This is a genomic window from Serratia sp. PL7 (assembly GCF_945957435.1).
In genome coordinates, this window is record NZ_CAMFLB010000012.1 from 45,022 (window position 1) to 59,864 (window position 14,843).

The window sequence follows — 14,843 nt, forward strand, 5'->3', positions numbered from 1 at the left end:
CAAGCTATATCCCGTATCACGCAAGCATTCAGGAATTTGTAGCAATGACTCAGACACTCAGCCAACTCGAACACAGCGAAGCGTTCATTGAACGCCACATCGGCTCTTCTGCGGAACAACGCCAGGAGTTGCTGGCAGCGGTGGGCGCTCGCTCGCTCAGCGCGCTGATCCAACAGATCGTGCCGGCGGACATTCAGCTGCCGGGGCCGCCGCCGGTCGGCGACGCGGCGACCGAACACCAGGCGCTGGCTGAGCTGAAGGCGATCGCCTCGCAAAATCAGCGCTACAAATCCTATATCGGCATGGGCTACAGCGCCGTGCTGACGCCGCCGGTGATCCTGCGCAACATGCTGGAAAACCCGGGCTGGTACACCGCTTATACCCCTTATCAGCCGGAAGTGTCGCAGGGCCGCCTGGAAGCGCTGCTGAACTTCCAGACCGTGACCCTCGATCTGACCGGCCTGGATCTGGCCTCCGCGTCGCTGTTGGATGAAGCGACCGCCGCCGCCGAAGCGATGGCGTTGGCCAAACGCGCCAGCAAACTGAAAGACGCCAACCGCTTCTTCGTGGCTGACGACGTGCATCCGCAGACGCTGGACGTAGTGCGCACCCGCGCCGAAACCTTCGGCTTCGATGTCATCGTCGATAAAGCGGAAAAAGTGCTGGAGCTGGACGGCGTGTTCGGCGTGTTGCTGCAGCAGGTGGGCACCACCGGCGAGCTGCACGACTACAGCGCGCTGCTGGCCGAACTGAAATCGCGCAAAATCATCACCAGCGTGGCCGCCGACATCATGGCCCTGGTGCTGCTGACCGCGCCGGGCAAGCAGGGCGCCGACGTGGTGTTCGGCTCCGCGCAGCGCTTCGGCGTGCCGATGGGCTACGGCGGCCCGCACGCCGCCTTCTTCGCCTGCCGCGACGAGTTCAAGCGTTCGATGCCGGGCCGCATCATCGGCGTTTCCCGCGATGCCGCCGGCAACACCGCGCTGCGCATGGCGATGCAGACCCGCGAGCAGCATATCCGCCGCGAGAAGGCCAACTCGAATATCTGTACCTCGCAGGTGCTGTTGGCCAACATCGCCAGCCTGTACGCGGTGTACCATGGCCCGCAAGGGCTGCAGCGCATCGCCGGGCGTATCCACCGCCTGACCGACATTCTGGCCGCCGGGCTGCAGAAGGCCGGCCTGACGCTGCGTCACAACACCTGGTTCGACACCCTGACCGTTGAAGTGAAAGACAAGGCTGCCGTGCTGGAACGTGCGCTGAGCTTCGGCATCAACCTGCGTACCGACATTCACGGCGCCGTGGGCATCACGCTGGATGAAGCCACCTCGCGTGAAGACGTGCAAACGCTGTTTGCACTGTTGGCCGGCGACAACCACGGCCAGGACATCGACGCGCTGGACGCGGCGGTGAGCAAGAACAGCGCATCGATCCCGGCCGCCATGTTGCGCCAGGACCCGATCCTGACCCACCCGGTATTCAACCGCTATCACAGCGAAACCGAGATGATGCGTTACATGCATCGTCTGGAGCGTAAGGATCTGGCGCTGAACCAGGCAATGATCCCGCTGGGCTCTTGCACCATGAAATTGAACGCTGCGGCGGAAATGATCCCGATCACCTGGCCTGAATTCTCCGAACTGCACCCGTTCTGCCCGCCGGAGCAGGCTGCCGGTTACCAACAGATGATCGGCCAACTGTCTCAGTGGCTGGTGCAGCTGACCGGCTATGACGCGGTGTGCATGCAGCCGAACTCCGGCGCGCAGGGCGAATACGCCGGCCTGCTGGCGATCCGTCGCTACCACGAAAGCCGCAACGAAGCGGGCCGCCACGTCTGCCTGATCCCGAGCTCGGCGCACGGCACCAACCCGGCCTCCGCCCAAATGGCGGGCATGAGCGTGGTCGTGGTCGCCTGCGACAAGAACGGCAACATCGATCTGCACGATCTGCGCGTCAAGGCGGAGCAGGCAGGTGAAGAACTCTCTTGCATCATGGTGACCTACCCGTCGACCCACGGCGTGTATGAAGAAACCATCCGTGAAGTGTGCCAGATCGTGCATCAGTTCGGCGGTCAGGTATATCTGGACGGCGCCAACATGAACGCCCAGGTGGGCATCACCACGCCGGGCTACATCGGTGCGGACGTTTCGCACCTCAACCTGCATAAAACCTTCTGCATCCCGCACGGCGGCGGCGGCCCGGGCATGGGCCCTATCGGCGTGAAAGCGCACCTGGCGCCGTTCGTACCGGGCCACAGTGTCGTGCAGATCGACGGCGTAACCACCCAGCAGGGCGCGGTCTCCGCGGCGCCGTTCGGCAGCGCCTCCATCCTGCCGATCAGCTGGATGTACATCCGCATGATGGGCGCGGAAGGCCTGAAGCAGGCCAGCCAGATGGCGATCCTGAATGCCAACTACATCGCAACTCGTCTGAAAGACGCGTATCCGATCCTGTATACCGGCCGCGATCACCGCGTGGCGCACGAATGTATCCTCGATATTCGTCCGCTGAAGGAAGAGACCGGCATCAGCGAAATGGACATCGCCAAGCGCCTGATCGACTTCGGCTTCCACGCGCCGACCATGTCGTTCCCGGTAGCGGGCACGCTGATGGTCGAGCCGACCGAGTCGGAAAGCAAAGTGGAGCTGGATCGCTTTATCGATGCGATGCTGGCAATCCGCAGCGAGATCGACCGCGTCGCCAAAGGCGAATGGCCGCTGGAAGACAACCCGCTGGTGAATGCGCCGCACGTGCAGGCGGAGCTGGTCAACGACTGGCAGCACCCGTACAGCCGCGAGCTGGCGGTGTTCCCGGTGGCCGGCGTGCGCGAGAACAAGTACTGGCCGAGCGTTAAGCGTCTGGACGACGTGTACGGCGACCGTAACCTGTTCTGCTCTTGCGTGCCGATGAGCGATTACGAATAACACGTTCGGCAAAGTTTGTGTTTGGGGGACACCGCATCATGCGGTGTCCCTTTTTATTTTATAGCGGCCTATTCTTTCCTGTACGTTCCCACGATTTAAGGAGTCACCATGCAAGCGGCAATCGTAACAGCGCTGGGGCAAGCCCCGGTTTTCGGCACTTTTGAGGAGCCCCAGGCGCAGGCGAATGAAGTGCCGATCGACGTTCTGGCGGCCGGCATCAAACAGCTGGATCGCGCCACCGTCGCCGGCACCCACTATTCCAGCCCGAAGCAATTGCCAATTGTGCCCGGTACCGACGGCGTGGGCCGTACGGCGGACGGAAAACGGGTGTACTTTGCCTCCTTCCGCCGTCCTTACGGTGCGATGGCTGAGCGCAGCGTCGCGTCATGGACGGTGCCGGTACCGGAGGCGGTGGATGACGCCACGGCGGCAGCGCTGATCAATCCGGCCTTCGCCGCCTGGCTGCCGTTGCGCTGGCGAGCGGATCTGCAGCCCGGTGAAACGGTGCTGATCATCGGCGCCACCGGCACCTCAGGCAAACTGGCGGTTGCCGCGGCGCGTCAGGCAGGGGCTGGGCGTATCGTTGCCGCCGGCCGTCGGCTGAGCGTGCTGGAGGCATTGGGCGTGGATGCCACGGTGGATCTGAGCCTGCACGGCGAGGCGCTGACGCAGGCCTTCGCGGCAGCGGCGGGGCCTGGCGGTTATCAGGTGATCGTCGATTACATCTGGGGGCCGGCGACCGAAGCGCTGCTCGCGACGCTCAATAATCACGATCTCTCGTCTTACGCCGGCGGACGCGGCATTCGCCTGGTCAACGTCGGTTCGATGGCCGCGCCGGACATCCGGCTGCCGGCGGCGGTGCTGCGCAGCAACCAGCTGCAGATCCTCGGCAGCGGCACCGGCAACTTCCCGCCGATCCCGGAGATGCAGCGCTACGCGACCGAGATTTTGGCGCTGACGGCGACCGGAGCGCTCACTATCGAGACGCAGGAGCACGCGTTGGCGGAGATCGCCGAGGTGTGGGATCTGAACAAGAAAAGCGACGTGCGTTCGGTGATGCGCATCGCCCGTTAACCCCGGCCGCTAGCGGCAAGGGCAGACCAGATGAATGTCTTCCGGCTCACGGGCGAACAATTCGGTATCCGGTTGTTCGATGAGCCGGCAACCCTGCGCCAGATAGAAGTCTACGGTGCTTTTGTTGGGAATGGAGGAGACATACAGCCCGGCGGCGCCGTCTTGCGCCGCCTGACGCAGGCAGAGCTGGAACAGCTGCTTGCCTAACCCCTGGCCGCGTTTGTGCGCGCTGACGTAAAAGAACAGCAGCTGGCGCAGATCCCGCTGTGGGCCGCGCGGTTCGGTGTCCAGCGCCGCCGCTGCCACGATCTCCTCGCCTTCGAACAGCGCGAAGAACGCGCCGCCGCGATCGAAGCAGGCTTCGTGGATCGGCGTATAGGTTTCCCGATCGTGCGGATCCCAGCCGCGCACGTCGTAGTAGTCCGGGTAGGCTTGCAGCTTGCCGTCCTGCAGGCGATACAGAGTGTCGATAATTTCGCTGCGGTCGATATCCCATAGCCGGTCGAGTTGCTGCCGTTGCAGCAGAACAGGGGCGATCATGGTCGTTGTTAACTCTCAGTCTGTGGCCGGTAACTTTCCGGCAAATCGATGATGAAGCCGATGCCGCGATCGTCAAGGCCTTCGGTGACGCGCAGCTGCGCGCCGATTTTGTCGGCCAGGTTTCGGGCGATGGCCAAGCCGAGCCCGCTGCCGGTTTGCTGCGTGCCGGGCACGCGGTAAAAGCGCTCAAACAGGCGGGAACGGTGTTCTTCGCTCACCCCCGGGCCGTTGTCGCGCAACGTAATATAGCAGCCGAGCGGCGCCAGCGAGCGGATATTGGCTTCGATACGGCTGCCGGGGGGCGCATACTTGAGCGCATTGTCCAGCAGGTTGGTGAAGATGGCGATCAGCGCATGGCGATCGGTACTCACCACCACGTCCTCGCTGCCGTCGAGCGAGAGTTCCACATCCTTTTCCAGCGCATAGGGGACGTGCTGCGCGATGCATTTGCCGATCTCTGCGTAGATGTCCACCGCCTCAATTTTCAGTGGAAAATCTTCCGCCTCCAGCTTGGCCAGGTTGATCAGCTGGCGCGACAGCGATGCCGCGCGATCTAGCCCTTGCTGCATGTCGCCGATGATCTCCCGGCGCTCCTGCTGCTCGCCGACCTGGGTCAGCAGGTGCAGCTGTGCCAGCACGGCGGCGATCGGCGTGCGCAGCTCGTGCGCCGCATCGGCCATAAAGCGCTTCTCGCGCTGATTGGCGGCGTCGATGCGCGCCATCAGCTTGTTGACCTCCACCACCACCGGCCGGATTTCCTGATACTGCTCGCTGACGTTGATCGGCGACAGGTTGCCAGGCTGGCGATCGGAGATGGTGCGGGCGATCTGGCGCAGCGGCCGCAGGCTGAAATAGGCGGTAAACAGCAAGGTAACGATGATGGCTGCCAGAATGCCCAGCAGCGGTACGGCGGTGCTCTCCGCCGGGTTGCCGAACAGCGTGGTGCGATCGTTGAACGATTCGCCGACGATCACCCGGTACTGGTGCTTTTCGCTCCAGCTGCCGGCGAGATGCCAGTTGGCACCGGCGTAATTGACGGAGCCGGACAGCACCGAAGGCGGCAGGCGCAGCGGTTCTCCCTGCGTTTGCGAACTGTAAAGCACCCGGCTGTCCCGATCGTAAACCACAAACAGCGGGTGATAGTCGATTTCATCCTGCATGCCGTTATTGATGGAATCAATGTACATGCCTTCAATGGTCTTGATGATGCCGCGGTAATCGATATTGTCAGTGCCGGTTTCGTCGAGAATATTGGCGATGCCTGCAGCGACGATGCGTTGCTGGTTATCGAAATATTTCTCCATGTCGGGGTAATACCAATATTTCACCCAGGCGACGAGGATCCCCCACAATAATAAAATGGCCAGCACCTGAAAAATAATGGTACGCATAAAGAAGGATTTGAAACCGATCATTCCGCTACTCTTTCTTCAGCAAATAGCCAATGCCGCGTACGGTAATCACTCTTTCTTTACCGATTTTGCGCCGTAAATTATGCATGTGCACTTCCAGCGAGTTACTTTCCACGCTGTCGCCGTGGCCGAACAGCCGCTGTTCCAACACCGCTTTGCGCACCACGGTGCCGGCGCAGCGCATCAGTTCGTGCAGCAGGTGATACTCTTTTTTCGACAGCATCAGCAGTTCGTTATCCAGCATGACCTGATGGTTGACCGGATCGAGATACAGCGCGCCGAGGCTCCAGGTTTGAGAAGCGAAGCCCGCCATGCGCCGGTTAACCGCTTTGACGCGCGAGATGAGTTCGGGCAGCGCAAAGGGTTTGGCCAGAAAGTCGTCCGCGCCGGAGTCGAGGCTGTTCACCAAGCTTTCAATGCGGTCGCGAGCGGTCAGGATGATGATCGGAATATTTTGCCCGGCGGCGCGCCAGGCGATCAGCTTCTGCAAACCGTCGCCGTCCGGCAGCGTGAGATCCAACAGCATCAAATCGAACCCGCCGGGTGAAAGTTTATTTTCCGCGTCGGTGAGCAGGCGCACCCAGCACAAATTAAAGCCGGCCAGCTCCAATGCGCGGCACAGCGCCTTGCCTAATTGCAGGTCGTCTTCCACCAACAGTATGTTCACGTTATTTCCGCTGAGAGCCTTGAGTCGCGCTTATCTAACTATAACGCTGACGGGAAGACAACGGGGAAAACCGCTCTGCCTGCGCGTTCTTAAGCAAACCTTAATCTGGCTTTAATGTCGCGTTAAGGGAGCGGGGGGGAATTTCAGTTATTTTGCTGCCATTCGAAATTATGGCTGGGGGAGCGAAACATGCAGACTGAAGGTTTCCCGAACGCGGGCGCCTCGCGGCGGCTGATGTATGTAGGCGTGGCGACGTTGCTCGTTTTGTTGCTGTTGTCTTTTCGCGGCGATGCGCAGAGCCATAGCCACGGCGGCCATCATGCTTCCGCTTTGCAGCGGGTGCATCAGGCGGCGGCGACGGATGCTTACGGCTGCGCCAAGTCGCGCATTAAAAAGCAGCTGCGCCGCCTGGCTCAGCTTTGAAGCGGTTTTTAGGGAGCCGCTCTATACTCTGACGGGCATACGGGGCGCCTGCGCGCAGGCCGCTGTGTTGATATCGCTAACCAGAGAAAAAACAGTATGACGAAAGTGGCATTGGTGACCGGCGCAAGCCGGGGGATTGGCCGCGCGACCGCCTTGCTGCTGGCCCGGCAGGGCTATGCGGTGGGTGTGAATTACCTGCGTGACGAAAATGCGGCGCGCCAGGTGGTGGCGGAGATCGAGGCGCAGGGCGGTAAGGCGCTGGCGCTGCAGGCCGATGTGGCCGATGAAGCGCAGGTGATGGCGATGTTCAGGGCGCTGGATGCCGGGCTGGGCACGCTCAGCGCGCTGGTCAACAACGCCGGCATTCTGTTCCAGCAGGCGAACATTGAACAGTTGACCGCCGAGCGCATCAATCAGGTGCTCGGCACCAACGTCACCGGTTACTTCCTGTGTTGCCGCGAGGCGGTGAAACGCATGGCGCAGCGCCATGGCGGGCAGGGCGGCGCTATCGTCAACGTTTCCTCCGCGGCGTCCCGGTTGGGGGCCGCGGGGGAATACGTCGATTACGCTGCCTCGAAAGGCGCCGTCGATACCCTGACCATCGGGTTATCGCGCGAGGTGGCGGCGCAGGGCATCCGCGTCAACGGCGTACGGCCCGGATTCATCTATACCGAGATGCACGCCAGCGGCGGCGAGCCCGGCCGGGTGGATCGCGTGAAGGACAGTTTACCGATGCAGCGCGGCGGGCAGCCGCAGGAAGTGGCGGAGGCGATCGCTTGGCTGCTGTCTGACGCTGCGTCTTACGTGACCGGTACTTTTATCGAGGCAGCAGGCGGGCGTTGAATGCATGAGGGGTTTTTGACATCCCGTCGTGTGGAGTGTATTTTGATTAAATAACAATCAAAATGTAGTTACAAAAATGTATGTTTATTTTGAATGGAATCAGGATAAAAATCACAGCAACCAGCGTAAACACCGTGTCAGTTTTGAGATAGCGCAACGGGTTTTTCTGGATCCCAACCATTTGGCTGTGCTGGAAAGGATCGAGGATGGAGAAGAACGTTGGCAAACGATCGGTATGATCGGATCCTGTTTGCTGTTGCTGGTGGCACATACGACGATCGAAACGGATGTCGAAGGCGATACAGTAGAGATCGTGCGTATCATTTCAGCACGCAAGGCCGATGCCAAAGAGAGGGGAAGATATGAAGCGCAAAAATTCCGCCAAAAATCTGGCCCATAGCGTACTCCCGCCGTTGACGGAGGAGCAGAAAGCGCAAATTGCTTCACTGAATGCGTTGCCGGACGAGGACATCGATTATGCCGATGCGCCGGCGCTGGGGGAAGAAACGTGGCAGACTGCGGTGCAGGGGCGTTTTTATAAGCCGATGAAAGTATCGAAGACCATCCGAATCGATGCGGATGTGTTGGCCTGGCTTCAGCGGCCAGGCAAAGGCTATCAGAAACGCCTGAACGCCGTGTTGCGTGAGGCGATGTTGAAAGAGCATGAGCACGAAGAATAATGTGTGTCAGGCGGCTAACGATCCGGTGAGATTCTCACCGGATTTTTTTTGCTGTTTTTTAAGGCAACGCCTACCAACGTCGGCCACCTCTCGATGGAGCTCGATCAAAACTATAAAAACGGTCATTCCGCGGAGCGTGAAATGTGACCGTTTACCGTTTATCTCCTGCTCATTGGCAGAACAGGGTCATCATAACTATTCCCGGTAATATCCTGCGCCGCGGGGTTACCCGTCGTGCAGCAGCGCAGTGCGGAATGACAGGATATGCGCCTGCGCGGCCTCGGCGGCGGCGGCGCTGTCTTGTGCGGCCAGCGCGGCGATAATTGCCCGGTGTTCGTCGATCACTTCGCGCATATGCCCTTCCCGCGACAGGGTGCTGGCCCAAAAACGCTGCGCCCTGGCGTGCAGTACACTCAGGATATCCGCCAGCATGTTATTGCCGGCGATCTGCGCCAGTTCCTGGTGAAATTCATGATCGAGTGTCATCATGCGCACCCTATCTCGCTCCTGGCTCGCGGCTTCGATTTGCCGATTGAGTTCGGTCAGCGTTGCTATCTGCCTCTCGGTAATCTTCTGGCTTGCCAGCCGCATACACAGCATCTCGTTAGCCAGCCTTACTTCGATCAATTCCAACGCATCGTCCATCGACAACGGTGAAACCATCACGCCCTTGCGCGGGATGACCTGCAATAACCCCTCGTTGGCCAAGCGGTGGATTGCCTGATTGATCGGCGTTCTCCCCATATCCAGGTCGTTCATCACCTGCGCGGTATTGAGATATTCGCCCGGCTTGTAGCTGAGTGTGACCAGCGCCTGTTTGAAACGCCGGTAGGCCAGCTCGTTCAGTGACACGCCGGCTTCTTCCGTCATCGGGCGCTGCGGGCTTTCTGCGTCAACAGTCTTCACGTTTTGCTCCTGCAAGAAGAAAGTTTTTAGACATAGTACACAAAAACATGGCATGGAAATCGCTTATTTGGTAACTAAAGATATAGTGAAATTTCACAGTGTTTTAACAAAAGGGGCGAAACTGCCATGAGACTGACCTTCACTTTACCTGAATCCTGCGGCGCGGCGACGTTGAATGTTGAGATTGATCATCTGGTGATCGCCGGTTGGACCGGACGCGATCGCGAGGCGATCTTGCACCATATTCGTGAATTGGCCGAGCTGGGCGTGCCCCAGCCCAGTGCAATCCCCCTGTTTTACCGCGTTGCCGCCAATCAGTTGAGCCAGCAAGAGACCATTGAAGTCATTGGCAACGCGACGTCCGGCGAAGTGGAACCGCTGATTTTTGCCCACAGCGGCGAACTGTTCGTGTCATTGGCGTCCGATCACACCGATCGTCAACTCGAAGCGCACAGCGTGGCGCTGTCGAAACAGATTTGCGTTAAACCGGTGGCGCGAGCCGCCTGGCCGCTCCAGGAGGTGTTGGAACATTGGGACAGTTTGATCTTGCGTTCGTGGATCAGGGAAGAGGGCGAATGGCGATTGTATCAACAGGGCTGCCTTGCCGCGTTGCGTACGCCCGGTGATTTGCTGGAACGTTACTTCACCGGTATGCAGCCGCCGGAGTGCGGGCTGGCGCAGCCGCAAACGCCCGACGGGTTGGCGATGACTTGCGGCACGGTGGCGGCGATCGGCGGCATTCGACCGGCTGGCGAGTTTCGCATGGAACTGGTGGACGACGTGCTCGGGCGAACCATCAGTCATCGCTACCGCAGCATCGAACTGCCGGTGGTGGCGTAATGAAAAAGCTGACTTTGATGCAGGCCACCGCCGGGCTGGCTAGCGGTGAGTTCACCGCAGTGCAACTCACCACCGCCGCTTTGGCGCAGATCGTCGATGAGCGGGGAGAGGGGGGGCGCGCGTTTACGCGAACATACACCGAGTGGGCGCAACGGCAAGCGCAGGCCTCCGATCGGCGACGCGCCGCCGGCTCGCCTCTGTCGGCGCTGGATGGCGTGCCGATCTCGGTCAAGGATCTGTTTGACGTGGCCGGTGAGGTGACCACGGCCGGTTCGCGCGTATTAGCGGACGCGCCAGCCGCTGAAAAACACGCTGCGGTAGTGGAACGGCTGTTGCAAGCCGGCGCGGTGGTGGTTGGCAAAACGACGATGACGGAGTTCGCCTATTCCGGTTTGGGCATCAATCCGCATTACGGGACGCCGGCCAATCCTTGGGAGCGCCAGGCGGCACGCATTCCCGGCGGCTCCTCTTCCGGTGCGGCGGTGGCGGTGGCCGACGGCATGTGCCTGGGCGCGATTGGCAGCGATACCGGCGGGTCGGTACGCATTCCCGCCGCGCTGTGCGGGTTGACCGGTTATAAACCCACTGCACGGCGCATCAATGACGCTGGCTTACTGCCGCTGTCGCCTTCGCTGGATTCGATCGGCGTGATCGCTCATGACGTCGCCAGCTGTATTGCGCTGGATGCACTGATTGCCGACTGTCCGCTGCGGGTGCCGCAAAAAACGTTGGCGCAGGCGCATTTTGCCGTGCCGCAAGCGGTGGTGCTGGATGAACTGCAGCCGGAAGTTGCCGGGGCGTTCCAGCGCAGCCTGCAATGCCTGAGTCAGGCAGGCGCACGTATTGAATTGATCCCCGCCACGGCGTTCGCCGAGCTGGCGGCGATCAATGCCGATGGCGGTTTCACCGCGCTGGAGTCCTGGCGCTGGCATCAAGCGTTGATCGCTGAACGGGCCGATGGCTATGACCCAAGGGTGCTGTCGCGCATTCGCCGCGGTGCATCCTTGGGCGATGCTGAGCTGCAGCTGTTGCAGCGACAACGTGCCGACTGGCAGCGGCGAGTTACGGCGGCGCTGCAGAGTTTTGACGCTTTGCTGATGCCGACCGTGCCGCTGATTGCGCCAACTATCGGCGAGCTGGCGGCGGATGATGCCTACTTCCGTTGCAACGGACTGATGCTGCGCAATCCCGCGATCATCAATTTCCTCGACGGTTGCGCGTTGTCCTTGCCTTGCCAACAGCCAGGAGAGGCGCCGGTCGGACTGATGCTGGCTGGGTTGCCGATGCGTGATGAGGCGTTGTTGGGGTGGGCGCTGGCGATCGAGCGTTGCCTCGCCGACGCGTGATTTTCCGGTGGGCGCAGGCCTGCCTTTTGAGATAACCAGGAGAATATTCATGAACGATTCCCAGAACGGAATGCTGTTTGTCGCGACGGATGTCGCCACGCAGGATGATGCGGATTTCAATCGCTGGTATGACCGCGAACATGTGGAGGAGCGAGTGCGGGTGCCCGGCTTTTTATCCGGCACACGCTATCGGGCATTGCAGGGGGGGCGTCAATATTTGGGGTTGTATAAAACCGAATCGTTGGCCAGTTTTACCTCCGAAGCCTATCGCGCCGCGTTTCAACACCAAACGCCATGGTCGGTGGCGAGCCTGGAGAAAATGCGAGATCCAATGCGCAGAGTGTGTGCGGTGGAGGCGGTCACTGGCCAAGGGTGCGGCAGTCATCTCTGTATCTTCGTGCTGCCTTCGGCGGCATCGGAAGTGCTGCATGCCCGCATCTTGCAACTGGGCGCGCAGCTGGCTGAACAGCCTGGATTCGTGCGCAGCAGCCTGTTGACGCCGGATGCCGAACTCAGTTCCCCGCTGCCGAAAGAATCGCGAGAAAACCGCCGAATGTTGCCGATGCTATTGATCGAAAGCAGCGACGCCGAAGCCGGCCTGCGTTTAAGCGAGCAGGCCGCTGAAGCGCTGAACATGCCCGCCGCCGATGCCTGGCATTATGCCCTTGGCTGGCAACTGACTGCACAGGAGCTGACATCATGAATGCATACACCACTGAAACGGCACAGGTTGCCGCACCGGCCGCAGAAAGTGCCGCCGCAACGCCCAATACCGGCAAACTTGCGGCGGCCAGCTCGATCGGTACGGCGCTGGAATGGTACGATTTCACCGTCTACAACATCATGGCCGCGTTGATTTTCAACCATGTATTCTTCCCATCGTTCGATCCACTGGTGGGCACGATTCTGGCTTTCTCCACTTACGCGGTGGGCTATGTTTCCCGGCCGATCGGTGGCATCGTATTCGGCCACCTTGGCGATGTGTTGGGGCGGCGCTTTGTACTGGTCACCACGCTGGTGATCATGGGCGTGACCACGGCGTTGATGGGGTTGCTGCCCGGCTACGCCAGCTGGGGGATTTGGAGCCCACTGCTGCTGGTGACGCTGCGCTTTATTCAGGGCATTGCGCTGGGCGGAGAATGGGCGGGTGCGGTACTGTTGTCGATGGAACACGGTAAGCCGCATCAGCGCGGGCGCAACGCGTCCTTTGCTCAGGTAGGGCCGTCCTGCGGTTCGTTGATCGGCACAGGCCTCATTACGCTGGTGACGTTGGCGATGTCGGCGGACGATTTTCAGCAATGGGGCTGGCGGATTCCGTTCCTGCTGAGTCTGGTGCTGGTCATCTTCGGTTTGTGGCTGCGTCGGGGTGTGGGTGAGACGCCGGCATTTTTGCAACTGGAGGCGTCGAAAGATGTTACGCAGTCGCCGGTGCGCGAAGTCTTCACGCAGCACATGCGTCCGCTGCTGATCGCCGGCGGATCGCGTATCGGCTCTGACGTGCTCTATGCGTTGGTGGTCGTGTTCACGTTGACCTACGTCACCACCGTGCTGAATCTGCCGCGCCCGCTGGCGCTGGGTGCCACCATGCTGGGGGCGATAGGCAACGCCGTCGCAGTACCGCTGTTTGGCGCATTGTCGGATCGCTTCGGCCGTCGTCCGGTGTATATCGGCGGTGCATTGGCGGCGATAGTGTGGGCGTTTGCGTTCTTCGTCCTGCTCGACAGCAGTCAACCGGTGTTGATCTGCATGGCTGTGGTGATTGGGCTGTTGATCCATGCGGCGATGTATGGGCCACAGGCGGCATTCATCACGGAACAGTTCCCGACACGGGTGCGTTATGCCGGCTCTTCGTTAGCCTATACCTTGGCGGGGATTATCGGTGGCGGCTTTGCCCCGCTGATCATCACTTCTCTGTTTAAATCTTACGACAGCACGCTGGCGATTTCCGCCTATGTTGCGTTGGCTCTGCTTATCACACTTTGGGCGGTATGGGCGGCGCGGGAAACGGCGCATAAGCCGCTGTAAATAGAACGCCGGGCTACTTTGGGGCCGGCGCTCGGTCAAAACCACACAAACGGTCATTAACGGTCATGCTGCGGAACGTGGAATTGTGACCGTTTACCGTTTCTCTCCTGTCTGCCTCAGGCGCTCGCGCATCATAACTGTCTGTTACTCCACACTTTCGTAATTATTCATTTCATTTCCTTCCCGATTTTTTTGACAACTATCACAGCGTGATCGTTGACCGACCGCGGGGCGATGCGCTTTGCGTCTGCGCGCAAAACGCGGCGCGGCAAATCGATATCGTAATCATCGTCGTGGAGGAGAAAAGAAACATGCTGCCTGTAGAACGTCATCGCTTTATTACCGAAGTCTTGAGCCAGCGCGGCCGCGTGATGGTGCAGGAGGTGGCGCAGCTGTGCCAGATCTCTATCGAGACGGCGCGGCGTGATCTGGCCCTGCTTGAACGGCGCGGCCTGCTGCTGCGCAGCCACGGCGGCGCGGTGTTCGTCGAGCCGCCGGCGGTGGAAAAAACCTATGTGCCCGCCGAGATAGACCAGGGAGAGTCCTTCCGCCAGCGCAGCAATGAGTCGCCGGAGCAGAAGACGCGTATCGCCAAACGCGCGCTGGGGTTTATCGCGCCGGGGGATTGCCTGTTGCTGGACAGCAGCTCCACCAGTTGGTTTTTGGCGCGCCAGCTGCCGGATATTTCGCTGGTGGTGCTGACCAACTCGCTGCACATCATCCAGACGCTGGCCTGCAAGGCCAACGTGCGCACCATCGGGCTGGGGGGCGAGTATTCCGCCAAGTACGAGGATTTTATCGGCGTGCTGGCGGAGCAGATGCTGAAAGAGTTCGTGATCAACAAGCTGTTTTTCTCCTGTCACGGCATTTGCCAGGACGGCGGCATCCGCGAGAGCAATGAGCACCATGCGCGGCTGAAGCAACAGATGCTGCTGGCCTCGGAGCGCAAGTTCCTGCTGGTGGACAGCAACAAGTTCGGCCGCCGCTCGTTCGCTCGCATTTGCCATTACCGGGAAATAGATACGCTGATCACCGACAGGCTTGGCGACGACGAGTTTCGTCAGGAATTGGCCTGGAACAACGTCGATGTGATTGAAGTTTCACCCGCCGCGAAAAGGGCGGCGCGATAACAACAACGAAAACCTTTTATTACAGCCAACACT

The 14,843-nt window shown here is 60.4% G+C and carries 15 protein-coding genes; 11 read left to right on the forward strand and 4 right to left on the reverse strand.

What is annotated here, in order from left to right:
• Positions 1-44: 44 nt before the first annotated feature.
• Together gcvP and N6G83_RS33525 are read left to right on the forward strand one after the other, a co-directional pair.
• Positions 45-2,924, forward strand: a complete 2,880-nt coding sequence (gene gcvP / locus N6G83_RS33520; protein WP_043142647.1) for an aminomethyl-transferring glycine dehydrogenase — start codon at positions 45-47, stop codon at positions 2,922-2,924.
• Positions 2,925-3,032: 108 nt separating this feature from the next.
• Complete coding sequence (locus N6G83_RS33525) at positions 3,033-3,998, forward strand: zinc-binding alcohol dehydrogenase family protein (RefSeq protein ID WP_142591746.1); 966 nt, start codon at positions 3,033-3,035, stop codon at positions 3,996-3,998.
• A gap of 9 nt (positions 3,999-4,007) precedes the next feature.
• Here the strand turns inward: N6G83_RS33525 and N6G83_RS33530 are convergent, their stop codons facing one another.
• Genes N6G83_RS33530 through N6G83_RS33540 form a run of 3 tightly spaced genes read right to left on the reverse strand, consistent with a single transcriptional unit; the run spans position 4,008 to position 6,617 of the window.
• A complete protein-coding gene (locus N6G83_RS33530; protein ID WP_227257845.1) occupies positions 4,008-4,535 on the reverse strand; it encodes a GNAT family N-acetyltransferase in 528 nt (175 codons plus the stop codon).
• An 11-nt stretch (positions 4,536-4,546) separates the two neighbouring features.
• A complete protein-coding gene (locus N6G83_RS33535) occupies positions 4,547-5,953 on the reverse strand; it encodes an ATP-binding protein (RefSeq protein ID WP_043142639.1) in 1,407 nt (468 codons plus the stop codon).
• A 4-nt stretch (positions 5,954-5,957) separates the two neighbouring features.
• Positions 5,958-6,617 carry a response regulator gene (locus tag N6G83_RS33540; protein ID WP_025304145.1) on the reverse strand — a complete coding sequence of 220 codons (660 nt, stop codon included), beginning with the start codon at positions 6,615-6,617 and terminating at the stop codon, positions 5,958-5,960.
• Positions 6,618-6,806: 189 nt separating this feature from the next.
• On the opposite strand from N6G83_RS33540, the gene N6G83_RS33545 reads away from it, so the two are divergent.
• The 4 genes from N6G83_RS33545 (at position 6,807) to N6G83_RS33560 (ending at position 8,563) form a co-directional block, all read left to right on the forward strand.
• A complete protein-coding gene (locus N6G83_RS33545; RefSeq protein ID WP_025304144.1) occupies positions 6,807-7,040 on the forward strand; it encodes a hypothetical protein in 234 nt (77 codons plus the stop codon).
• 96 nt (positions 7,041-7,136) lie between these two features.
• Entirely contained in the window at positions 7,137-7,883 is a 747-nt protein-coding gene (locus tag N6G83_RS33550; RefSeq protein ID WP_025304143.1) for an SDR family oxidoreductase, read from the forward strand.
• 76 nt (positions 7,884-7,959) lie between these two features.
• Positions 7,960-8,283, forward strand: coding sequence for a BrnT family toxin (locus tag N6G83_RS33555; RefSeq protein WP_089196236.1), 324 nt, complete (start codon positions 7,960-7,962; stop codon positions 8,281-8,283).
• Positions 8,246-8,563, forward strand: coding sequence for a BrnA antitoxin family protein (locus N6G83_RS33560; RefSeq protein ID WP_033639455.1), 318 nt, complete (start codon positions 8,246-8,248; stop codon positions 8,561-8,563). The genes N6G83_RS33555 and N6G83_RS33560 overlap by 38 nt, the downstream gene beginning before the upstream one ends.
• A gap of 225 nt (positions 8,564-8,788) precedes the next feature.
• On the opposite strand, the gene N6G83_RS33565 is transcribed toward N6G83_RS33560, so the two are convergent.
• Positions 8,789-9,433: a GntR family transcriptional regulator gene (locus N6G83_RS33565; protein WP_169540627.1), complete on the reverse strand. Its 645-nt coding sequence runs from the start codon at positions 9,431-9,433 to the stop codon at positions 8,789-8,791.
• A gap of 162 nt (positions 9,434-9,595) precedes the next feature.
• Here N6G83_RS33565 and N6G83_RS33570 point away from each other — a divergent pair, with 162 nt between their 5' ends.
• The 5 genes from N6G83_RS33570 (at position 9,596) to N6G83_RS33590 (ending at position 14,810) form a co-directional block, all read left to right on the forward strand.
• Positions 9,596-10,309, forward strand: a complete 714-nt coding sequence (locus tag N6G83_RS33570; protein ID WP_043142631.1) for a DUF2848 domain-containing protein — start codon at positions 9,596-9,598, stop codon at positions 10,307-10,309.
• Positions 10,309-11,655: an amidase gene (locus N6G83_RS33575; protein ID WP_025304138.1), complete on the forward strand. Its 1,347-nt coding sequence runs from the start codon at positions 10,309-10,311 to the stop codon at positions 11,653-11,655. The genes N6G83_RS33570 and N6G83_RS33575 overlap by 1 nt, the downstream gene beginning before the upstream one ends.
• A gap of 49 nt (positions 11,656-11,704) precedes the next feature.
• Complete coding sequence (locus N6G83_RS33580) at positions 11,705-12,358, forward strand: DUF4286 family protein (protein ID WP_025304137.1); 654 nt, start codon at positions 11,705-11,707, stop codon at positions 12,356-12,358.
• A complete protein-coding gene (locus N6G83_RS33585; protein ID WP_025304136.1) occupies positions 12,355-13,680 on the forward strand; it encodes an MFS transporter in 1,326 nt (441 codons plus the stop codon). Before N6G83_RS33580 ends, N6G83_RS33585 begins: the two co-directional genes overlap by 4 nt.
• Before the next feature lie 311 nt (positions 13,681-13,991).
• Positions 13,992-14,810 carry a DeoR/GlpR family DNA-binding transcription regulator gene (locus tag N6G83_RS33590; RefSeq protein ID WP_025304135.1) on the forward strand — a complete coding sequence of 273 codons (819 nt, stop codon included), beginning with the start codon at positions 13,992-13,994 and terminating at the stop codon, positions 14,808-14,810.
• The last annotated feature ends 33 nt before the right edge of the window (positions 14,811-14,843 follow it).